This is a genomic window from Paraburkholderia hospita (assembly GCF_002902965.1).
In the GTDB taxonomy this organism is placed as follows: domain Bacteria; phylum Pseudomonadota; class Gammaproteobacteria; order Burkholderiales; family Burkholderiaceae; genus Paraburkholderia; species Paraburkholderia hospita.
Map to the genome: position 1 here is coordinate 2615086 of NZ_CP026105.1, position 21588 is coordinate 2636673.

The 21588-nt window shown below is 63.0% G+C and carries 21 protein-coding genes; 11 read left to right on the top strand and 10 right to left on the bottom strand.

Translation table 11 applies throughout. From position 1 onward, the window contains the following. Positions 1 to 90: 90 nt before the first annotated feature. Together C2L64_RS11830 and C2L64_RS11835 are read left to right on the top strand one after the other, a co-directional pair. Positions 91 to 1929, top strand: a complete 1839-nt coding sequence (locus C2L64_RS11830) for a glycoside hydrolase family 15 protein (RefSeq protein WP_407671766.1) — start codon at positions 91 to 93, stop codon at positions 1927 to 1929. 221 nt (positions 1930 to 2150) lie between these two features. Then, on the top strand, positions 2151 to 3434 hold the full coding sequence (locus tag C2L64_RS11835) for a polyhydroxyalkanoate depolymerase (protein ID WP_007583390.1): 1284 nt from the start codon (positions 2151 to 2153) through the stop codon (positions 3432 to 3434). Between the two features lie 111 nt (positions 3435 to 3545). Here C2L64_RS11835 and C2L64_RS11840 read toward each other — a convergent pair whose 3' ends face one another. Then, positions 3546 to 4178 (bottom strand): TetR family transcriptional regulator, encoded by a 633-nt coding sequence (locus C2L64_RS11840; RefSeq protein WP_007583389.1) that lies wholly within the window; start codon positions 4176 to 4178, stop codon positions 3546 to 3548. Positions 4179 to 4584: 406 nt separating this feature from the next. On the opposite strand from C2L64_RS11840, the gene rsxB reads away from it, so the two are divergent. The 3 genes from rsxB (at position 4585) to C2L64_RS11855 (ending at position 6704) form a co-directional block, all read left to right on the top strand. Next, complete coding sequence (rsxB, locus tag C2L64_RS11845) at positions 4585 to 5466, top strand: electron transport complex subunit RsxB (protein WP_039900731.1); 882 nt, start codon at positions 4585 to 4587, stop codon at positions 5464 to 5466. A 9-nt stretch (positions 5467 to 5475) separates the two neighbouring features. Then, complete coding sequence (nth, locus tag C2L64_RS11850; protein ID WP_007583387.1) at positions 5476 to 6120, top strand: endonuclease III; 645 nt, start codon at positions 5476 to 5478, stop codon at positions 6118 to 6120. 149 nt (positions 6121 to 6269) lie between these two features. Further along, the gene (locus tag C2L64_RS11855) at positions 6270 to 6704 is read left to right on the top strand and encodes a DUF1841 family protein (protein ID WP_007583386.1); all 435 of its coding nucleotides are present in this window, start codon (positions 6270 to 6272) and stop codon (positions 6702 to 6704) included. A 103-nt stretch (positions 6705 to 6807) separates the two neighbouring features. Here C2L64_RS11855 and C2L64_RS11860 read toward each other — a convergent pair whose 3' ends face one another. Both C2L64_RS11860 and C2L64_RS11865 read right to left on the bottom strand, forming a co-directional pair. After that, on the bottom strand, positions 6808 to 7191 hold the full coding sequence (locus C2L64_RS11860) for a c-type cytochrome (protein ID WP_007583385.1): 384 nt from the start codon (positions 7189 to 7191) through the stop codon (positions 6808 to 6810). Between the two features lie 111 nt (positions 7192 to 7302). Continuing rightward, positions 7303 to 7683: a c-type cytochrome gene (locus C2L64_RS11865; protein WP_007583383.1), complete on the bottom strand. Its 381-nt coding sequence runs from the start codon at positions 7681 to 7683 to the stop codon at positions 7303 to 7305. Positions 7684 to 8057: 374 nt separating this feature from the next. Here C2L64_RS11865 and C2L64_RS11870 point away from each other — a divergent pair, with 374 nt between their 5' ends. From C2L64_RS11870 to C2L64_RS11890, 5 genes are all read left to right on the top strand, one after another. Further along, positions 8058 to 8900 (top strand): AAA family ATPase, encoded by an 843-nt coding sequence (locus C2L64_RS11870; RefSeq protein WP_007583382.1) that lies wholly within the window; start codon positions 8058 to 8060, stop codon positions 8898 to 8900. A gap of 41 nt (positions 8901 to 8941) precedes the next feature. Beyond that, complete coding sequence (locus C2L64_RS11875; RefSeq protein WP_007583380.1) at positions 8942 to 10117, top strand: vWA domain-containing protein; 1176 nt, start codon at positions 8942 to 8944, stop codon at positions 10115 to 10117. Between the two features lie 123 nt (positions 10118 to 10240). Continuing rightward, a complete protein-coding gene (locus C2L64_RS11880) occupies positions 10241 to 11452 on the top strand; it encodes a benzoate/H(+) symporter BenE family transporter (protein WP_090836066.1) in 1212 nt (403 codons plus the stop codon). Positions 11453 to 11743: 291 nt separating this feature from the next. Next, a complete protein-coding gene (gene tal, locus C2L64_RS11885) occupies positions 11744 to 12697 on the top strand; it encodes a transaldolase (RefSeq protein WP_007583378.1) in 954 nt (317 codons plus the stop codon). A gap of 293 nt (positions 12698 to 12990) precedes the next feature. Continuing rightward, positions 12991 to 13431: a VOC family protein gene (locus C2L64_RS11890; RefSeq protein WP_007583377.1), complete on the top strand. Its 441-nt coding sequence runs from the start codon at positions 12991 to 12993 to the stop codon at positions 13429 to 13431. A 4-nt stretch (positions 13432 to 13435) separates the two neighbouring features. Here the strand turns inward: C2L64_RS11890 and C2L64_RS11895 are convergent, their stop codons facing one another. From C2L64_RS11895 to C2L64_RS11920, 6 genes are all read right to left on the bottom strand, one after another. Further along, positions 13436 to 14638 carry an FUSC family protein gene (locus C2L64_RS11895; protein ID WP_007583376.1) on the bottom strand — a complete coding sequence of 401 codons (1203 nt, stop codon included), beginning with the start codon at positions 14636 to 14638 and terminating at the stop codon, positions 13436 to 13438. Positions 14639 to 14817: 179 nt separating this feature from the next. Beyond that, positions 14818 to 16368 carry a monocarboxylate uptake permease MctP gene (mctP, locus tag C2L64_RS11900; protein WP_007583375.1) on the bottom strand — a complete coding sequence of 517 codons (1551 nt, stop codon included), beginning with the start codon at positions 16366 to 16368 and terminating at the stop codon, positions 14818 to 14820. Further along, positions 16365 to 16592 carry a DUF3311 domain-containing protein gene (locus C2L64_RS11905; RefSeq protein ID WP_007583374.1) on the bottom strand — a complete coding sequence of 76 codons (228 nt, stop codon included), beginning with the start codon at positions 16590 to 16592 and terminating at the stop codon, positions 16365 to 16367. The genes mctP and C2L64_RS11905 overlap by 4 nt, the downstream gene beginning before the upstream one ends. Before the next feature lie 348 nt (positions 16593 to 16940). Next, on the bottom strand, positions 16941 to 17858 hold the full coding sequence (locus tag C2L64_RS11910; RefSeq protein ID WP_007583373.1) for a class I SAM-dependent methyltransferase: 918 nt from the start codon (positions 17856 to 17858) through the stop codon (positions 16941 to 16943). Next, positions 17855 to 18328: a DNA-deoxyinosine glycosylase gene (locus tag C2L64_RS11915; RefSeq protein ID WP_007583372.1), complete on the bottom strand. Its 474-nt coding sequence runs from the start codon at positions 18326 to 18328 to the stop codon at positions 17855 to 17857. Before C2L64_RS11915 ends, C2L64_RS11910 begins: the two co-directional genes overlap by 4 nt. Beyond that, a complete protein-coding gene (locus C2L64_RS11920; RefSeq protein ID WP_039900723.1) occupies positions 18328 to 19005 on the bottom strand; it encodes a chorismate--pyruvate lyase family protein in 678 nt (225 codons plus the stop codon). The genes C2L64_RS11915 and C2L64_RS11920 overlap by 1 nt, the downstream gene beginning before the upstream one ends. A 196-nt stretch (positions 19006 to 19201) precedes the next feature. On the opposite strand from C2L64_RS11920, the gene C2L64_RS11925 reads away from it, so the two are divergent. Next, positions 19202 to 19468, top strand: coding sequence for a hypothetical protein (locus tag C2L64_RS11925; RefSeq protein ID WP_007583370.1), 267 nt, complete (start codon positions 19202 to 19204; stop codon positions 19466 to 19468). Between the two features lie 90 nt (positions 19469 to 19558). On the opposite strand, the gene htpG is transcribed toward C2L64_RS11925, so the two are convergent. Continuing rightward, the gene (gene htpG / locus C2L64_RS11930) at positions 19559 to 21451 is read right to left on the bottom strand and encodes a molecular chaperone HtpG (protein WP_007583368.1); all 1893 of its coding nucleotides are present in this window, start codon (positions 21449 to 21451) and stop codon (positions 19559 to 19561) included. Between the last annotated feature and the right edge of the window lie 137 nt (positions 21452 to 21588).

The window sequence follows — 21588 nt, forward strand, 5'->3', positions numbered from 1 at the left end:
GCCGTCGATGCCGCCCCGAAGTCTGACGACCAACCACTTTCGCAAGCCGAAGCACGCAAGGACGAGCGCGCGAAACCCTGCGCCAGGCCAGTGCCGCGCCAGGCAGAGAAGACCGCCACACCGCGCGCGGCGAGGCGAGATGACACGGCTGAGGCAGCGCAAACGGAAGCGCGTGGCGCGTCAGCGGCCCGCGACGACGGCGAACTGGACTTCAGGAGCGGTTTTACGCGCGCGACGCGCCGCCGTTATCGCGGCGAAACATTGATCCTCGAAACCGACTTCGAGACGCCCGACGGCGCCGTCACGCTGATCGACTTCATGCCGCCCGGCAACGGCTGGTCGGAGATGGTCCGGATCGTCGTCGGCAAGCGCGGCACCGTGAAGATGCGCATGGAACTCGTGCTGCGCTTCGACTATGGCTTCTCGATTCCATGGGTCAGCCGCCTCGCGCGCGAGAGCGGCATCAAGGCGATCGCCGGTCCGGACACCGTCGCGCTGCGCACGCCTGTCGACCTGCGCGGCGAGAACATGAAAACGGTCGCCGAGTTCACCGTATCGGAAGGTGAACGCGTGCCGTTTTCGCTGACTTACAGCGAGTCGCATCTGAACATCCCGCCCGCCCGTGATCCGCACTCGGCCCTTGCCCGCACTGAGAACTACTGGCTCGAATGGTCGTCGCGCGGCACCGTCGAGGGCAAGTACGCGACCGCCATCCGCCGCTCGCTGCTGACGCTGAAGGCGCTCGCCTACGAGCCGACGGGCGGCATCGTCGCCGCGCCGACCACGTCGCTGCCGGAGAAGATCGGCGGCGCGCGTAACTGGGACTACCGTTACGTGTGGTTGCGCGACGCAACGATCACGCTGCTCGCGATGATGCGCGGCGGCTACTACGAAGAGGCGCGCGCGTGGCGTTCGTGGCTGGGCCGCGTGATGGCCGGCTCGCCCGAGCAGTTGCAGATCATGTATGGCCTCGCGGGCGAGCGGCGGCTACCCGAGTTCGAAATCGACTGGCTGCCGGGTTATGAGAACTCGAAGCCCGTGCGCATCGGCAACAACGCGGTCGGGCAATTGCAGCTGGACGTGTACGGCGAAGTGATGAACGCGCTGCATCTGGCGCGTGTCGGCGGTTTGCAGGCGGACGAAACCGCGTGGAACGTGCAGTGCGCGATGTTGCTGCACCTCGAAACGATCTGGCAGGAACGCGACGAAGGCATCTGGGAAACGCGCGGCGGCCGCCAGCACTTCACGTTCTCGAAGGTGATGGCCTGGGTCGCGTTCGATCGCGCGATCAAATCGGCGGAAAAATTCGATCTGCCCGCGCCGCTCGAACACTGGTACGAGGTGCGCGCGCAGATTCACTCGGACGTCTGCGCGAAAAGCTGGAATGCGCAGCTCAATGCGTTCACGCAGACCTATGGCGGCGACGAACTCGACGCGAGTGTGCTGCTGATGCCGCTGCTCGGCTTTTTACCGCCTTCGGACCCGCGCATCACCGGCACCGTCAACGCCATCGAGAAAGACCTGATGCACGACGGCTTCGTGATGCGCTACCGCACGACTGAATTCGACGACGGCCTGCCGCCCGGCGAAGGGACGTTTCTCGCCTGCAGCTTCTGGATGGTCGACAACCTCGCGCTGCAGGGGCGCATCGACGACGCGCGCGAGATGTACGAGCGGCTGCTGTCGCTCGCGAACGACGTCGGGCTGCTCGCGGAGGAATACGATCCCGTCGGCGGACGGCTTGTCGGGAATTTCCCACAGGGGTTTTCCCATGTGGCCCTCGTTCACACTGGACTGAATCTCATGAAACACGAGCAGGAGATGGCACACGCGACCGGTCAGCCGCCGCATGACGGCGAAAGTGGAGAAGGCGGTCAGCCGCCCTCTGGCACGCCTGATGCTGATATCCCGTCATCACCTGTCGTCTAAAGAAAGCTGACAAATTGTCGATGACGTGGATATGACATACGTGAGTGTGCTAACGCACTGTTGTTGCATTGCACAAATCGTATGCCTTCTATATCATCACCCGAACCAGACGGCCGATAATCGTCACCACCAACAATTCCACACGTAACCAGAACCGGCCCGCCTCGTCGCTGCGCGTTTAGACACGCTGCGCTGCGCGAACCGTTATAGCTGGAGCACCGATGCTCTATCAAATCCACGAATTCCAGCGGGCTCTTTTGAGCCCGCTCACCGCCTGGGCTCAGGCTGCCTCGAAATCGTTTGCGAATCCGGCCAGTCCGCTCGCCTATGTGCCGGGCGCCACACGCCTGTCCGCTGGCTACGAGCTGCTGTACCGTCTCGGCAAGGACTACGAGAAGCCCGAGTTCAACCTGCACCAGATCGTCAAGGACGGCCACAACATTCCCATCGTCGAGCAGACGATCGTCGAGAAGCCGTTTTGCCGGCTGATGCGCTTCAAGCGCTATTCGGACGACAGCGACGCTGTGACGCAGCTGAAGGAAGAACCCGTCGTACTGGTGTGCGCGCCGCTGTCGGGTCACCATTCCACGCTGCTGCGCGACACCGTTAAGACGTTGCTGCAGGATCACAAGGTGTACATCACGGACTGGATCGATGCGCGCATGGTGCCGATCGAAGACGGTACGTTCGATCTCGACGATTACATCGCGTATATCCAGGAATTCATCCGCCACATCGGCGCGAAGAATCTGCACGTGATCTCGGTGTGCCAGCCTACCGTTCCCGTGCTCGCCGCCATTTCGCTGATGGCGAGCCGCGGCGAAGACACGCCGCGTACGATGACGATGATGGGCGGCCCGATCGACGCGCGTAAAAGCCCCACGGCCGTCAATTCGCTGGCAACGCAGCATTCGACCGAATGGTTCGAGAACAACGTCATTTACAACGTGCCGCCGAACTATCCGGGCTTCGGCCGTAAGGTGTATCCGGGTTTTCTGCAGCACACGGGCTTTGTCGCGATGAATCCGGAACGTCACGCGGCTTCGCACTGGGACTTCTATCAGAGCCTTCTGCGCGGTGACGAAGAGGATGCGGAAGCGCACCGCCGTTTCTATGACGAATACAACGCGGTGCTCGACATGGCCGCGGAATACTATCTGCAGACCATCCGCGTCGTGTTTCAGGAGTTCAGTCTCGCGGAAGGCACGTGGGAAGTGAACGGCGAGCTGGTGCGCCCGCAGGACATCACGAAGACCGCCCTCTTCACGATCGAAGGCGAACTCGACGACATCTCCGGCAGCGGCCAGACGCGCGCCGCGCATGAGCTGTGCACGGGCATCCCGGAAAAGGATCGCCGCCATTTCACGGCGGAAAAGTGCGGGCACTACGGCATCTTCTCGGGCCGTCGCTGGCGCACCATCATCTATCCGCAGTTGCGCGACTTCATCCTCGAGCACACGCCGAAGGCGACCACACGCAAGACGGAAGAGCGCGTCGAAGCGTAGGCGCAAGCCGCATGCGGCGGGCGCAGCCAAATGTTGCGCCTGCATCCAACGGATTCCAGCGGATACGAAAACGGCCTCTTACGAGGCCGTTTGTCCGTCAGGCGTTCAGGCTTAGCGACGCATCAGATACGCGAGCAGGATCTCAGTGTTCATCTGGATCACTTCGCTGCGCTCGGCCGCTGCGCTGAAGTCGCGACCCAGTGTGGCTTCGAGCGTGAAGCGGTTCGAGACGATGTAGTAGCCCATCCCCGACAGCGTCACATAGAAGCGCAGCGGATCGACGTTCGTGCGAAACAGGCCGGCGCGCTGGCCGCGCTCGAGTATCGATCCCAGTGTGGCAACGATCGGTGAGATCATTTCGCGGATGCGCGTGGACTTCTGCATATAGCGCGCCTCGTGCAGATTCTCGTTGTTCACGAGTCTCAGCAATTCGGGGTGGTCGCGATAGTAATCCCACACGAAATGCGCGAGCCGCGTGACGGCCTCGACAGGCGCGACGCCTGCGAGATCGAGCGTGCGCTCGGCTTCCGTGAGCGCGCTGAACGCGTGTTCGAGGACTGCCGTGAATAGCTGCTCCTTGCTACCGAAGTAGTAGTAGAGCATGCGTTCATTGGTCTCCGCGCGGCGGGCGATCTGGTCGACGCGTGCGCCGAACAACCCACCATTCGCGAACTCTTCGGCTGCCGCGAGCAGAATGCGGCGACGGGTGCCTTCAGGATCTCTTTTGATTTTCGGCTGATTCATGGTGGCATGTGCTTCGTGAGCCGCGTTATCCGGATCGCTCGCCGTCCAATTGCCTGGCCTTGCAACGGCGGCGCTGCGCGGGGCTGGTTGGTGGGATCACACCGTCCTGCGGTCTTACAAAAAAGCGCTTCGATTATGGCACATGCCTCGGTAATAACAACTGGGGAAATCGGCGATAATACGCATTTGACCGATGGCCGAACGCCCTTGCTACCGCGTTGACGGTTGCCCTGGCGGCCCGGCGCCCGACGCGGTTTGCGCAATGTCTGCGAATGCTCCCCGGCGCTCACCAGATGGTGTACACCCAATGGTGCACACCAAACGGTGCGGTTGAAACCGCATCCATTCGATCACAAGCATTCGCCGCGCCGGTGAACGGCAACAGCATGTCCCCCACGTCTTGACCGTGACAGAATCCAAAACATTCGCGGATCTCATCGAAGATCTGCTGCCCCAGACACAATGCACGAAGTGCGGCTATCCCGACTGCCGCGCTTACGCCTTGGCCATCGCGCAGGGCGAGGCCAGCTACAACCAGTGCCCGCCCGGCGGCGCGGAAGGCGTCGCGCGGCTCGCGAAGCTGCTCGGCAAGCCCGCGATTCCCCTCAATCTGGACCATGGCGTCGAGCGGGCGCGGCCCGTCGCGTTCATCGACGAGAGCCTGTGCATCGGCTGCACGCTGTGCATGCAGGCCTGCCCCGTCGATGCAATCGTCGGCGCACCGAAGCAGATGCACACGATGGTCGCCGAACTGTGCACGGGCTGTGACCTGTGCGTGCCGCCCTGCCCCGTCGACTGCATCGAGATGATCCCCGTCACGGGCGACAAGACGGGCTGGGATGCGTGGAGCCAGCCACAGGCCGACGCCGCGCGCACGCGTCACGACGGTCGCCGCGCGCGTCTCGCTGCGGAGCGCGAAGCGGCAGAAGCGCGCGCGGCAGCCAAACGCGCGGCGGCGGTATCGGCGAGTTCGCCGGCCCCGGCGGCGCCCGTCGTTGGCCCCGCCCCAACAGAAGCGACAGTCGAAGCGGTCGAAGCAGCCGCCGCGCCCGTCGCCGACGCCGAAGCGAAGAAACGCGCGATCATCCAGGCCGCGCTCGAACGTGCTCGCGCGAAGAAGGCGGAAAACGCCGCGCAAGGTCTCGGTCCCAGGAATACGACCGCGATCAGCGCAGAAACGCAAGCGCAGATCGACGAAGCCGAGGCACGCCGTCGCCGGCTGGGCATCGCTAACGACAATTCCGAATCCGCACCCAAGCAAGACGTCGATCAACCCAAAAAGTCCTGACCGAGCCGCATGAACGCGACCAAACGACGTGCGATCTACGAGACGCTCCAGAGCCTGAACCCGCATCCGACGACCGAACTGGAATACTCGACACCGTTCGAGTTGCTGATCGCCGTGATGTTGTCCGCGCAAGCAACGGACGTCTCCGTGAACAAGGCGATGCGCCGGATGTTTCCCGTCGCCAACACGCCGCAGAAGGTGTTCGACCTCGGCGAGGAAGGCGTCGCCGACTACATCAAGACGATCGGCTTGTATCGCACGAAAGCGAAGAACGTGATCGCGACGTGCCGCATCCTGCTCGACCAGTACGGCGGCGAAGTGCCCGACGGGCGCGAAGCGCTGGAGAGCCTGCCGGGCGTGGGCCGCAAGACGGCGAACGTCGTGCTGAACACGGCATTCGGCCAGCCGACCATCGCCGTCGATACACACATCTTTCGGGTTGCCAACCGAACGGGCCTCGCGCCAGGCAAGGACGTACGCGCCGTCGAACTGGCGCTGGAAAAATTCACGCCCGCCGAGTTCCTGCAGGATGCGCATCACTGGCTGATTCTGCACGGGCGCTATGTGTGCAAGGCGCGTCGGCCGGAATGCTGGCATTGCGTGATCGAGCCGCTGTGCGAATTCAAGCCGAAGACGCCGCCGCCCGATCTCTAAGCGCCGCGGCACGGCGCTTTCAGCGTGTCGCGCCATCCGTCTGCGCGCGCTGCGGGCGCGGCGTAAAATGAACGGCTGCTGGCTACGTCCGAGTCGACGTACCGCGCAAACAGCCCGCCCCACTCGCTTTCACCGTCCGAAGTCCATCGATGTTCAATCCCAGCCGCGACGAAGTCCGCCGTTTTTTCACCGACACCTGGCGCAAGCAGCGCGCGGGTGAAATCCTGACGCCGCTCGAAGCGATCGCCGCCGACTGGATCATCGAGCATCCCGAGTATCACGCCGAGCTCAAGGACGCCGAGGCCGCCTCGGCGCAGGACTACTCGCCCGAACGTGGGCAAACCAATCCATTCCTGCATCTGTCGATGCATCTCGCGATCAGCGAGCAGCTGTCGATCGATCAGCCGCCCGGCATTCGCGCCGCGCACGACCGGCTCGCCGCGCGCCTCGGCTCCACGCACGACGCGCAGCACGCGATCATGGAGTGCCTGGGCGAAACGATCTGGGAAGCGCAGCGCACCAACACGCCGCCCGATACGGACGCCTATCTGCAGCGCATCGAGCGCCGCGCGACGCGCGACTGACTGACGGCGCGAACCTTCGCGCCAGCCGAAACCCGTCGTACGAAAACAAACACCCCGCCAAGGCGGGGTGTTTGTCGTGATCCGTCAGCGAATGCGCAGCAGCTTACTTCTTCTGCACGAGGTCGCCGTCCAGCGATTCGATGTACGCGGCGATGTCCTTCATGTCGCTTGGCGACAGGCTTTGCACCTGCGCCTGCATGATCGCGTTGTTGCGGCCGAGGTGCGGGTTGCCCGTGCCCATCTGATACTGGCGCAGCGCCCAGTAGATGTAGTCCGCGTGCTGACCGGCGAGCTTCGGATATTCCGGCGTCACGGGCTTGTTCAGATTCGGGCCGTGGCAGGCCGCGCAGTTGTGGCTATCGGAGAGCGCCTTGCCGTTGGCGGCATCCGCCGCGTGCGCGTTCGATGCGACGACAAAACCGGCCAGCGCGAGCGTCGCGCATGCAGCCTTGACCACCGTATGAAGTGCGTGGGGATGCTTCTTCATGAATTCTCCTGTGTCGACGGACGTTTGCGCTTTAGCGCCTACCGCCGTCCCATGCAAACTGGTTGCGCCGCGAACTGAATGAGCCGATGACGCGCTGGCGCGCGCCGCCCGTCATTTGTCGGGATTATTCTTCGAAGAGGCCGTCTGCACCGAGTAATACGCGGCGATGTCGGCGATGTCCTGGTCGGTCAGTGTCACAGCGATCGCATGCATCGTGTCGAAATGGCGGTCGCCCTTCTTGTACGCGTGCAGCGCGTTTTCGAGGTAGGTCCGGTTCTGGCCGCCCAGCATCGGCACCCGGTACACCTCGGGGTAAGCCGTACGATAGTCGGGAATACCGTGACAGCCGATGCACATCGCGACCTTGCCCTGGCCCGCCTTGGCGTCGCCCACGATATCCGCTGCCTGCGCAGTTGCCGCCAAAGTTGCCGCAAAACCCGCGGCCACCGACATGGCAGCGACCACGACATGTTTGCCAACGAATTTGTTCATAGCTCTTTTAACCTGGCTTGAGGGGGAACGGGCGCCCAAAAAGGCTACGGCCTGCGCCGTTTTACTTGTCTGGGTTGCCACGCAGGCCAAAAAAATCGGCCCAATTGTACCGCGACGCCGCGCCGGGCGTCCACCCGACAGGACCCGACCCCTGTCCCGGCAAAGCGCCGCGCCACAAGGCGTCGCGCGAAATGCCGAAATAGGACAGTCACAACCGGCTTCCGTCCGGGCGCGGCGGATTGCCGCATGCGGAAATCCGTCTCTTGCACGTGCCGCGCATACCGTCCGACGCGGCTGACACCTTACGCGCGCCCCGCGGAGCACAACAGGCCTTCTGACTTATACTGGAATTTTTCCCGAACGAGCGTCCTGTCATGCGTTTCGAAGGCTCATCGCAATACGTCGCCACCGACGACCTCAAGCTCGCGGTCAATGCCGCGATGACGCTCAAGCGGCCACTGCTGATCAAAGGCGAGCCGGGCACGGGCAAGACGATGCTCGCAGAGGAAGTGGCAGCGGCCCTCGACATGCCGCTGTTGCAATGGCACATCAAGTCCACCACGAAGGCACAGCAGGGTCTGTACGAATACGACGCCGTATCGCGCCTGCGCGATTCGCAGCTCGGCGACGAGCGCGTGAAAGACATTCGCAACTACATCGTCAAGGGCGTGCTGTGGCAGGCGTTCGAGTCGGATGAACAATCGGTGCTGCTGATCGACGAAATCGACAAGGCCGACATCGAGTTTCCGAACGACCTGCTGCGCGAGCTCGACCGCATGGAGTTCTACGTCTACGAGACGCGCGAGTTGGTGAAGGCGAAGCACCGGCCGCTCGTCATCATCACGTCGAACAACGAAAAGGAGCTGCCTGACGCATTCCTGCGCCGCTGCTTCTTCCACTACATCAAGTTCCCCGATCCGTCGACGATGCAGCAGATCGTCGAAGTCCACTATCCGGGCATCAAGCAGGAATTGCTGCGCGCCGCGATGGAAAGCTTCTTCGAGCTGCGCAACGTGTCGGGCCTGAAGAAGAAGCCGTCCACCTCCGAACTGCTCGACTGGCTCAAGCTCCTGCTCGCCGAAGACATTCCGCCCGAAGCGCTGCGCTCGAAGGATCAGAAGCAGATCGTGCCGCCGCTGCATGGCGCGCTGCTGAAGAACGAACAGGACGTGAGCCTGTTCGAGCGGCTCGTGTTCATGAACCGCAACAACCGCTGATCGCGCCGTAACGACAGGCGAACACGGACGGAGACACCGGCATGCTGATCGACTTTTTCTACACGCTGCGCGCCGCGAAGCTGCCCGTTTCCGTGAAGGAATACCTGACGCTGCTCGAAGCGTTGAAGGAAAGCGTGATCCAGCCGTCGCTGGACGAGTTCTACTATCTCGCGCGCATGACGCTCGTGAAGGACGAGCAGTATTTCGACAAGTTCGATCAGGCGTTCGGCGCGTATTTCAACGGCGTTGCGCAGAAGGCCGATCTCGCGCTGGACGTGCCGCTCGACTGGCTGAAAAAGAAGCTGCAACGCGATCTCAGCCCGGAAGAGAAAGCGCAGATCGAAAAGATGGGCGGCCTCGACAAGCTGATGGAGCGCCTGAAGGAACTGCTCGACGAGCAGAAAGGCCGTCACGAAGGCGGCAACAAATGGATCGGCACGGGCGGCACGTCGCCGTTCGGCAATGGCGGCTACAACCCGGAAGGCATCCGCATTGGCGGCGAGTCGTCGGGCAGCCGGACGGCCACCAAGGTGTGGGACCAGCGCGCCTACCGCGACTATGACGATCAGGTCGAAATCGGCACGCGCAACATCAAGGTCGCGCTGCGCCGCCTGCGGCGTTTCGCGCGCGAAGGCGCCGCCGAAGAACTCGATCTGCCCGACACGATCCGCAGCACGGCCGCGAACGCCGGCTGGCTCGACCTCAAGATGGTCCCGGAGCGGCACAACAACGTGAAGGTGCTGATGCTGCTCGACGTCGGCGGATCGATGGACGATCACATCAAGCGCACGGAAGAGCTGTTCTCGGCCGCGAAAGCCGAGTTCAAGCACCTCGAGTTCTACTACTTCCACAACTGCGTCTACGATTTTTTGTGGAAGAACAACCGCCGCCGCCATGTCGAGCGGATGGCGACGTGGGACGTGCTGCACAAGTTCACGCCCGACTACAAGCTGATCTTCGTCGGCGACGCGACGATGAGCCCGTACGAAGTCCTTCAGGCGGGCGGTTCGGTCGAATACAACAACGCCGAAGCGGGCGCCGTCTGGCTGCGGCGGCTCGCCGACCATTTCCCGCATCACGCGTGGCTGAACCCGGAACCGGAAGGCTTGTGGGAATACCGGCAGTCGGTTTCGGTTATACGTGAAGTGCTCGGCCACCGGATGTATCCGCTCACGCTCGCCGGCCTCGAAACGGCGATGCGCACGCTAAGCAAGTAAGATCCCGGGTTTCCCCGTCTGCCAGGCGAGCCGTAGCGCAACGACGCCACGGCCGCAGCTGCATTGCGCGCGCTGCCCGGCCAGCACCCATCACACCAACGACGCCACACAGAGACACGCAGGATGACCTCTTCCTCCCCCGACTTCTCCCGCGCCGCGCGCACGCCGCTGCGGCCATTCGCCGATACGTCCCTGTCCGCGCTCGTCGCCGGTTTCGTCGCGATGATGACGGGCTACACCAGTTCGCTCGTGCTGATGTTCCAGGCGGGCCGCGCCGCGCATCTGAGCGATGCGCAGATTTCTTCGTGGATCTGGGCGCTGTCGATGGGCATGGCGCTCTGCACGATCGGCCTGTCGCTGCGGTTTCGCGCGCCCATCGTGGTCGCATGGTCGACGCCGGGCGCGGCGCTGCTCGTTTCGTCGCTGCCGCACGTCGCTTATCCCGAGGCGATTGGCGCGTTCGTCGTGTGCGCGCTGCTGCTGACGCTGATCGGCCTCACCGGCTGGTTCGACACGCTGATGAAGCGTATGCCGGCAGGCATCGCGGCCGCGCTGCTGGCGGGCATCCTGTTCGAGATCGGCATCGAGATTTTCCGCGCTGCGCAATTCCAGACGGCGCTCGTGCTGGCGATGTTCTTCACCTACCTCGTCATCAAGCGTTTTGCGCCGCGCTATGCGATTCCGGCGACGCTCGTCGTCGGCACGGCCGTTGCAGGCGCGCTCGGGCTGCTCGATTTCAGCCGCTTTCATGTGGCCTTCGCCGTGCCTGTGTTGACGCTGCCCGCGTTTTCGCTGTCGGCGGTGATCAGCATCGGCATTCCGCTGTTCGTCGTGGCGATGGCGTCGCAGAACGTGCCGGGCATCGCCGTGCTGCGCGCGGACGGCTACCAGACGCCGTCCGCGCCGCTGATCGCGACGACGGGCGCGGCTTCGCTGCTGCTCGCGCCGTTCGGCTCGCACGGCGTGAACCTCGCGGCGATCACGGCCGCCATCTGCACTGGGCGCGAAGCGCACGAAGACGGGAACAAGCGCTATATGGCGGCCGTCTGGTGCGGCGTGTTCTATCTGATCGCGGGCATTTTCGGCGCGACGATCGCCGCGCTGTTCGGCTCGCTGCCGAAGGCGTTGGTGGTGTCGGTGGCGGCGCTCGCGCTGTTCGGCTCCATCATGAGCGGCCTCACCAACGCGATGCAGGACGCACGGCAGCGCGAAGCCGCGCTCGTCACGTTCATGGTGACGGCGTCCGGCCTGACGTTGCTGTCGATCGGTTCCGCGTTCTGGGGACTCGTCGCGGGGCTGGTGACGCATGGCGTGCTGAACGCACGGCGCGGCTGACGAAGGTGACAAGTTAGCGGACAGCGAATGAAACGCGAAAGGCGGAAAGCGCCTGGCGACATGGCGCGAACGGACGGAGGGTGGCCCTGTCAAACCACCATCATCCGATCCGCCATAGAATAGAAGTAGCGGGCGGCGTTCCACGGTAACATCCCCGGTTTCAGACGTGGACATCGCAGATGACGCGCCTGCACGGCCGTTTACGTGGCAAAGCGAAGCGCATTGCGGCCTCGCGCCGCGTCATCATTTCCTGGACCATGGCGCGCGTGCGCCTCGAAGCGAAGGCTCGACATGACAACTGCACTCGATCAACTCAAGCAATACACCACGGTCGTCGCGGACACCGGCGACTTCCAGCAACTCGCGCAATACAAGCCGCAGGACGCGACGACGAATCCGTCGCTGGTCCTGAAGGCCGTGCAGAAGGACGAGTACAAGCCGCTGCTCGAAAAGACCGTGCGCGATCACGCATCGAAGCCCGTCAGCACGATCATCGACAACCTGCTGATCGCCTTCGGCACCGAAATCCTCAAGATCGTGCCGGGCCGCGTATCGACAGAAGTCGACGCCCGTTTGTCGTTCGACACGAAGGCGTCGATCGAGAAAGGACATGAACTCATCAAGATGTACGAGGCGAAGGGCATCGGCCGCGAGCGCGTGCTGATCAAGCTTGCTTCGACGTGGGAAGGCATCCGCGCTGCCGAAGTGCTGCAGAAGGACGGCATCCACTGCAACATGACGCTGCTGTTCTCGCTGGCGCAGGCTGTCGCCGCCGCGGAAGCAGGCGCGCAACTGATTTCGCCGTTCGTCGGCCGCATCTACGACTGGTACAAGAAGAACGCCGGCAGCAACTGGGACGAAGCGCGCGACGGCGGCGCGAACGATCCGGGCGTGCAATCGGTGCGCCGCATCTACGCGTACTACAAGAAGTTCGGCTACAAGACGGAAGTGATGGGCGCGAGCTTCCGCACCACGAGCCAGATTCTCGAACTGGCCGGCTGCGATCTGCTGACCATCAGCCCCGATCTGCTGCAAAAGCTCCAGGACAGCACCGACAAGGTCGAGCGCAAGCTGGTGCCGGAAGCGTCCAAAGACGCCGACATTGCGCGCGTGCCGACCGACGAGCCGACCTTCCGCTTCCTCGTCAACGACGAGGCAATGGCCACCGAGAAGCTCTCCGAAGGCATTCGCGTATTTGCTGCGGATGCCGTCAAGCTCGAGAAGGTGATCGAAGGTCTGCGTTAAGACCGACTCGCCTGACTCACTGCGCAAGCAAGCCGCGCGTGGCCGCAAGGCCCCGCGCGCTTTTTTTGTTTACCGCTCGTTTTGCGCCGCTTTTCTCTACCGCTTCGCGCGCATTCTTTTCCCAATGTGTCAGCGCACTGTCTGCGCTTCGGCAGGTTTTACTTCGGTCAACACAGTTTCACATTCGACGCTGCAGCGGCGACTACAATCGTTGGCACGCGTGCGTTCAGTCGCACTCCGTCACTGCGCGTTCGCGCGAAACGACACGTCAATTCAATTGACAGGAGACAACGATGCAAGTCCAGCCCTATCTGTTTTTCAATGGCCGTTGTGAAGAAGCGCTCAAGTTCTACGGCGAGAAGCTCGGCGCACAAGTGTTGTTCCAGATGCGTTTCAGGGACGCGCCGCCGAACCCGCAGCAACCCATCCGCCCCGGCACCGAAGACAAGATCATGCATGCGTCGGTCAAGATCGGCGCGACGGAACTGATGGCGTCGGACGGCAACTGCGACGACACGCCCGGCTCCGGCACGCACACGGGCTATGGCCTGTCGATCACCGTCGACGATCCGTCGCAAGGCGAAAAGACCTTCAACGCGATTTGCGAAGGCGGCAATGTCGTGATGCCGTGGCAGGCGACGTTCTGGAGCACGGGCTTCGGCATGGTCGTCGACAAGTTCGGCGTGATGTGGATGGTCACCAACCCGCACGAAGGCGACAAGCACGCAAGCTGATTCGTCATTGACGCGCGGGCGCATCGCTCGCGCCGCGTTCGATGTTCCAGTTCGGCTCGCTCGCCGCGAGCAGCGCGCGCAAGCGCTCCACCTGCTCGGCGAAGCGCTGCGCGAGCCAATACGGCCCCTGTAAATCAGGGGCCATTTCTTCGCACGGTGTCTGCGCGCCCTGCTTCGCTTCCGGCGTCGATGACAATGTCGCCGCGTCCGGCATCCGAAACTGTGTCGCGCCCGCGAAGCGCAACGCGCGCGCGGCGGCGAGCAGCGTCAGGCGCACCGCGTTCGCCTCTTCGCCGCACCGCTGCGCGAACGCGTCGCGCCGATCCGGATGCGCGAGCGTGCCCGTCGACAGCATTTCGAGCGCGCTCAGCATCGAACGATGTAAACGTTGGATCTCATCTAGCTGCGCGATGGGCTGATCGATCTCCTTCGCGACCGACGGCATCAGCGAGCGCAACTGCACCAGCCGCTTGCCCATGCGGATGAACGTGGCGACCAGTTCGTCGCTGCCGACGGGCACGCCCGTCGTCATCCGCGTGTAGATGCGCGCGCATTCACGCAGGTTGTCGGCGAGCAGATAGCGCCATGAGTACGTCGCGTGCAACGGCAGCGCAAACGAAAACGCCAGCGCGATCACGATGCCGATCAGCACGTTCAGCGTGCGCCAGAGACCCGTGCTGATCATGTTGTCGCCGTGTCCCGCGACGATGCACATCGTGATCGCCGTCAACAGTGCGACGTAACCCGCACTGCCGATCGCAAACCACGCGCAGACGGCGGCAATCACCGACATCAGTACGTAGGTTAGCGTCAGCGAATCGAACAGGTTCTGCTGCAGGATCAGCGCAAGACCGAGCGTCGCGCCGAGCAGCGTGCCCGCCGCGCGCTCCGCCGCTTTCTTGCGGATATTGCCGTGATGCTGCAACCCGCCAATCACCACCAGCAGCGTCACCGACGACCAGATGCCGTGCGGAATATCGATACCCGTCGTCGTGAGGATCGACACGAGCATCGCGAGGCCGACGCGCAGGCTGTGGAAGAACTTGGCGTGGCGATAGCGGTAATACGGCGACGTGACCGCGCGCACGAGCCGGCCGATGCGCGAGCGACGCGGCGCGAGACGCGCGGCGACGGCGTCGTTCGTCCCCGGCGGCGTGCCGGTGACCGGCTTGCGCGGCGGCTTCGGTTGCGGGTCGGAGAGAGCCATCCGTCATCCCAGGTTGGGGTTGCGCGACAAAGACAGCGACCACACGAGCATAAACGATGTCGACGCTCGTCCCCAGCGTGGTCCAGCCATCCGGGACAGCGACGCCCCGCGCCGCGCCAGAAAAAAAGCCCGCAGCATTCGCTGCGGGCTTTCCTGTCAGGCAATCAGCCGATGCGAGATCAGGCTTCGTGCACGTCCAGATAATCTTCCGGACGCGTGCGATCTTCGGCGTGCTTCATGCCGACTGCGCGCACCACGAGGCTGGCAACGACCGACACCACGAGGTTGACGATCAGCGACCACACTGCCGCATAACCCGGAATCGCGAGGCCGCCAATATGGATCGTGTAGATCGAGCTGGAGAGCTTCAGCGAAATCGCCATCCACGTGCCGACGGCGATACCCACCGCCCAGCCGAGCAACAGGCCGCGATAGTCGAGCACGCGCGTGTAGAGACCGAGCACGATAGCGGGCAGCGTCTGGATGATCCAGATGCCGCCGAGCAGTTGCAGCTGGATCGCATACGTCAGCGGCAGACCGAGAATGAACGCGACGGCGCCGACCTTCACGATCAGCGACACGAGCTTGGCGATGTTGGTCTCCTGCTCGTGCGACATGTTGCGGTTCACGAACTCCTTGTGGATGTTGCGCGTGTACAGGTTCGCGGCTGCAATCGACATGATCGCGGCCGGCACCAGCGCGCCGATGCCGATCGCCGCGAACGCGACGCCGACGAACCACGACGGGAAGAAGTGCAGGAACAGCGCGGGCACCGCGAAGTTCGGGCCGAACGCCTTGAAGTACGGCGCGAACTCCGGCATGTCCTTCACGCCCGCTGCGAGCGCCATGAAGCCGAGCAGCGCGAGCAGACCGAGCACCAGCGAGTACGCGGGCAGCATCGCCATGTTGCGGCGGATCGTGTTGCCCGACGACGACGACAGAACGGCCGTGATCGAGTGCGGGTACAGGAACAGCGCGAGCGCCGAGCCCATCGCCAATGTCGCGTACGCGCTATAGCCGTTCAGGCTCGACACGTCCGGCGCCTTCAGCAGCAGCTTGGCAGGCGGCACCGCGCTGAAGATATGCCCGAAGCCGCCCAGCTGCGGCGGAATCACGATGATCGCCGCAGCGATCGTGATGTAGATCAGCACGTCCTTGACGACGGCGATCATGGCCGGCGCGCGCAGACCCGACGTGTACGTGTAAGCGGCGAGGATCGCGAAGGCGATGATCAGCGGCAGATCGCCGACGAAGCCCTTCGTATCGAAGCCGAGCGCGCCGATCACCACTTCGATGCCGACCAGCTGCAGCGCGATGTACGGCATCGTCGCGACGATGCCCGTCACGGCGACGGCAAGCGCGAGCATGCGGCTGCCATAGCGCGCGCTGACGAAGTCGGCGGACGTCACGTAGCCCTGACGCTTCGAGATGCTCCACAGCTTCGGGAACACGACGAACGCGAACGGATAGATCAGGATCGTATAAGGCAGCGCGAAGAAGCCCGTTGCGCCTGCGCCGAACACGAGTGCGGGGACGGCGATGAACGTGTACGCGGTGTACAGGTCGCCACCCAGCAGGAACCACGTGACGACCGTGCCGAAGCGCCGGCCGCCGAGGCCCCACTCTTCCAGATGCGCGAGATCGCCTTTACGCCAGTGCGCGGCGATGAAGCCGAGGATCGTGACGCCGATGAAGAACAGAACGAAGACGAAGGTTGCGGTGGCGTTCATCGTGCACCTCCCTTCGAGCGGGCTTTGGTCTTGAAGTACACGACGGCCGTAATCACCGCGCTGATCAGCACCCACAGGAGCTGATACCAGTAGAAGAACGGGAAGTCGAACAGCACGGGTTCGATCTTGTTGTAGGACGGCACCCAGATCATCGCGATCCAGGGTAACAGCAACAACCACAGCCAGTGCTTGCTGGCCTTGTTGGCGTCGGCGTCGTGAGCCATGACGTCTCCTCTTACCTTTTATTGAATTGTGTCCCGCGTCTGGCGGGCAGATGGACCCGGCTGCGGATAACAGACTGGGCGCCCCGAAAGCCCCGAAAGAGTATCGGAGTGGCGAACGACCGGTCAAGCAGGGGTGACCCTAAACGCAACGGTGTTGTCAATACACGAAACGTCGCAGAGTGTGAGATCGGATACGAAAGCAGACATCTCCGCTGCTTCGTTAAGACGCGCGGCGCGATGCCGGCCGAATGAATGTCGAGGCCGCCGTGCCGGGCGAGGCACGGCGGTTGCGCGAGCGCGCTGGCGTTGCACCAGCGCGGGGATTGTCAGATCGCGATGCGACGTGCGTCAGATCGCGAACGTGTCGTTCTGGCCCGTCGATTCCTGCAGGCCCTTGACCCACTTGCGTGCGGGCAATGCGAGCTTTGCCTCGATCAGCTTCGCGCGCTCCTGCAACTGCGCAAACGGCACGTCGATTGCCGGGCCTGAGAATGCGATCGCGATGCGGTTGCCATCGTGCACTTCGGGCAGCGCAATCACGCGTCCATCGAACGCTTCGTTCAGGCGCTTCATGTTGCGCACGAAGCTCGGATGATCGCCGAACAGGTTGACGGTGACGACGCCCGCTTGCGTCAGACACGCGCGCGCGGCGCGATAGAAGGCGACGCTATCGAGCACCGGGCCGCGCGCCGTCGCGTCGTACAGATCGATCTGCAATGCGCCGACCGTGTCGTGGTTCGCGCGGTCGTTGACGAATTCCCATGCGTCGGTTTCGCGCACGGTGAGGCGCGCATCGTCGGCGGGCAGGCTGAACATCGTGCGCGCGGCGATCACGACGGCGGGGTTCAATTCGACGGCTTCGACCTGTGCGCGCTTCAGGTAGCGATGCGCGAACTTTGTCAGCGAGCCGGTGCCGAGGCCGAGCTGCACGATGCGCTTCGGCGTTTCGAGGAACAGCAGCCATGCCATCATCTGCTGCGCGTATTCGAGTTCGATGTGATCTGGCTTCGACAGACGCATCGCGCCCTGCACCCATTCCGTGCCGAAGTGCAGGTAGCGCACGCCACCTTCTTCCGAGAACGTGACGGGTGCGAAGCGCGGCTTGCGCGGGGCTTCGATCATCGACGCTTTCGCGACGTCGCTGAAGTCGTCTTCGTCGCGCGACGCGCGGGTTTTTGCGCGCGAAATGCGTTGCTTAGGCGCAGCGGATTGATTGTTGCGGAAAGCACGCGCCTCGGCCGAAGCACGCTTGATCAGTTTCGTCATGTGAGGATCTCGCGCCACAGGCGCAATTTTTGGTCGAACGAGAGCATAGCATTGGCGGGGCTGGAGGACGGCAGCACCAGCGTCTCGTAGCCCGCCTCCGCGATCACAGGTGCAAAGCGCCCCGCCGTCTTGCCATTGAAGCAGATCTTCTTGAGCTTCGGCGCGTACTCGCGGAACGAAGCAAAGTCGTTTGGCGTCGCGTTGCGGATCGCCACATCGAGACTGCCTTCGCGCGTGCACGCGGCCAGCACATCCCACACGCCGATGCCATGCTTCAACACGCGCTCGAGCCGCGTTGGGTAATCGAGTTCCTGCAACGGCTCGCCGATCACCGCGCCGAGCAAACGCCAGAACTGGTTGCGCGGATGAGCGTAATACTGCGTCACCGCGAGCGACGCCTCGCCGGGAAAGCTCCCGAGTATCAGCGTGTGCGTGCTCTCGGCGACGACGGGTGGAAAGCCGCGCAGCATCAGCGCACCTCGCCCTGTTTGCCGGCGCGCTTTGCGTTGACATCAGCACGCGATGCCGTGTGGTCGAGCGCCTGCCCATGATCGCGCGGCACCGGCTGCGCCGCCGCGTGCTTGTGATCGCGCATCGCGAGACGCGTCCACAGCGCGGGCAGCATGACTTCCGTGACCATCAACGGCTCGCCGTAACGCTCGAATACGGAACGTCGCGCGAGCAACGCATGGATACGTGCGTCACCCATTTCCCGCAAAGCAAGACGATGCAGCGGATGCCGCGCCGTCAAGCGTCGGCTGACCAGCGACGAACGCGACACACTGCTATCGCTATACAACAGCTCCGCAAGCGGCCGCGTGCGCAAACGGCGCATCGCCTGCCACACGCCCGTGCTCGCCGCGAGCGGCACGATGCTGTGCGCGGCGACGAACGGCTTTCCATCGACCGATAGCACCACCTCACGCACCCACACGGGTGTGCGCGGCGCGATGGCGAGCGCGCTGTATTCGTCGTCGAAGGGTAAATCGACGGCCTCGCGCGTCACGCGCACCGTGACGGCGCCGAGCGTGCGCAAGTGCGCCGTCAGAGAACCGCCGCGTGTGAGCCAGTCTTTTTGATCAGGCGAGAAAACTGGAAGGGGCGCGACGCGCCAATGCGCGTCGGCTGCATCGAAACGGATAGGCATGGGCCGCATTATAGGATGCGCAGCGTATCCGCTCCTTTCAGCTAGAAATTTCCTCACTCACGCGCAGACAAATCCGGCACGCAGTTCAGAACGGTCTGCTACCCATGAGAAAAGCCGCCGTTGAAGATAAGGGCGAGTCGATCCATCCCGTCGATGGCAATCGCTCACTCAACCCACTTACACCAGGGAGGTTCGTATGACCGCTCACGACAAAGCCACATCGGATCGCATTGCCCATCTCGCCGCTCTCGTGTTGAAACGAGAGCACGTATCGGAGATAGAAAAGGAACTCGCGGGTTCCGCGCTCGCACAACATCACACGAGCAAACACACGAGCGCCCGGATCGGCAAGGTTGCCGCGCAAGTGCTCGCCGATCGGCATGCATCCGCCGAAGCAAAGGAACTGGCGGGCTCGGTGCTCGCTCAGGTGCGTCAGCATGAGCGCGCTTCGATGGAGCGCTGACCTGGTCGGGCGAGAAACCGCAGGCAAAAAAAATGCGCTGCCGAAGCAGCGCATTTTTATCGTCGCAAGCAGGTCAGCCGGCCACGTCTATTAGCGCGCCAACAACAACGCATTCGTCCGCTTCACAAAACTCGCCGGATCTTCGAGCGAACCGCCTTCCGCCAGCAGCGCCTGATCGAACAACAGATGACACCAGTCATCGAAATTCGCGTTATCGGTGCTCAGATTCTTGACCAGGGCGTGCTCCGGATTCACCTCGAGAATCGGATGAAACGCCGGCGCATTCTGCCCAGCCGCCTTCAGCATGCGCTGCAGATAGCCGCTCATATCACCCTCATCCGCGACGAGGCAAGACGGCGAATCCGTCAGGCGGAACGTCAGACGCACGTCCTTCGCCTTGTCCTTGAGCGCTTCCTTCATGCGCTCGACGAGCGGCTTCAGTTCTTCGCCGACCTTTTCCTGCGCCTGCTTTTCTTCGTCGTTCAACTGGCCCAGATCGAGGTCGCCACGCGCGACGCTTTGCAGCGGCTTGCCGTCGAACTCGTTGAGGAACGACAGCATCCATTCGTCGACGCGATCCGTCAGCAGCAGCACTTCGACGCCCTTCTTGCGGAACACTTCGAGGTGCGGGCTGTTCTTCGCGGCCTGATACGTATCGGCCGTCACGTAGTAGATCTTCGACTGCTCGGGCTTCATGCGCGCGACGTAATCCGCCAGCGACACCGTCTGCTCGGACGAGTCGTTATGCGTCGACGCGAAGCGCGCCAGCTTCGCAATGCGCTCCTTGTTCGAGAAGTCCTCGCCGATGCCTTCCTTCAGCACCTGGCCAAACTCCTTCCAGAACGTCGCGTACTTGTCCTTTTCGGCGGCTTCTTCCGAGTTCGCCAGTTCTTCGAGCATCGACAGCGCGCGCTTGGTCACGCCTTCGCGGATCGCCTTCACGTCGCGGCTTTCCTGCAGCAGTTCGCGTGACACGTTCAGCGGCAGATCGGCCGAATCGACCACGCCCTTCACAAAACGCAGATACGCGGGCAGCAATTGCTCGGCGTCGTCCATGATGAACACGCGCTTCACGTACAGCTTCAGGCCGCCGCGATGATCGCGATTCCACATGTCGAACGGCGCGTGTGCCGGTACATACAGCATCTGCGTGTACTCGCTGCGACCTTCGACGCGGTTATGCGTCCACGTCAGCGGATCTTGATGATCGTGCGACAGGTGCTGGTAGAACTGCTTGTACTGCTCTTCGGTGATGTCGCTCTTCGCGCGCGTCCACAGCGCGCTCGCCTGGTTGACGGTCTCGTCTTCGTCCTTCGTGACCATCTCGCCCTTCTCGGCGTCCCACTCTTCCTTCTGCATCAGGATAGGCAGCGCGACGTGATCCGAATACTTCTGGATGATCGACTTGAGCTTGTGCGAAGACAGCAGCTCGTCTTCGTCGGCGCGCAGATGCAGCGTGATCGTCGTGCCGCGTGGCGCGCGCTCGATCGTGTCGACCGAGAAATCGCCCTCGCCCGCGCTCGTCCAACGCACGCCTTCCGATGCCGGCAGACCGGCGCGGCGCGTTTCCACCGTGATCTTGTCCGCGACGATGAAGCCCGAATAGAACCCGACACCGAACTGGCCGATCAGCGCCGCGTCCTTCTGCTGGTCGCCCGACAGCTTGCCGAAGAATTCCTTGGTGCCCGAGCGCGCGATCGTGCCGAGGTTCGAGACCGCTTCGTCGCGGCTCATTCCGATGCCGTTGTCGTCGATGCTGATAGTGCGCGCGGCCTTGTCGACCGACACGCGGATGCGCAGGTTCGGATCGTTCTCATACAGCGCGTTGTTTTCGATCGCTTCGAAACGCAGCTTGTCCGCCGCGTCCGACGCGTTCGAGATCAGTTCGCGCAGGAAAATTTCCTTGTTGCTGTACAGCGAATGGATCATCAGGTGCAGAAGCTGTTTCACTTCTGCCTGAAAGCTCATGGTTTCTTGTGCCATGGTCAGTTTTCCTCTTCTATTGCAGGTTGATTCGTGGATTCGGAGCTGAATATGTCTGGAAGCGCAGCGCACTTTCAGACGTTGCCGGGAAAAATGGGGGCGTGCGCCGCCAATTCAAGAGGCTTCGTGCGCCCTCA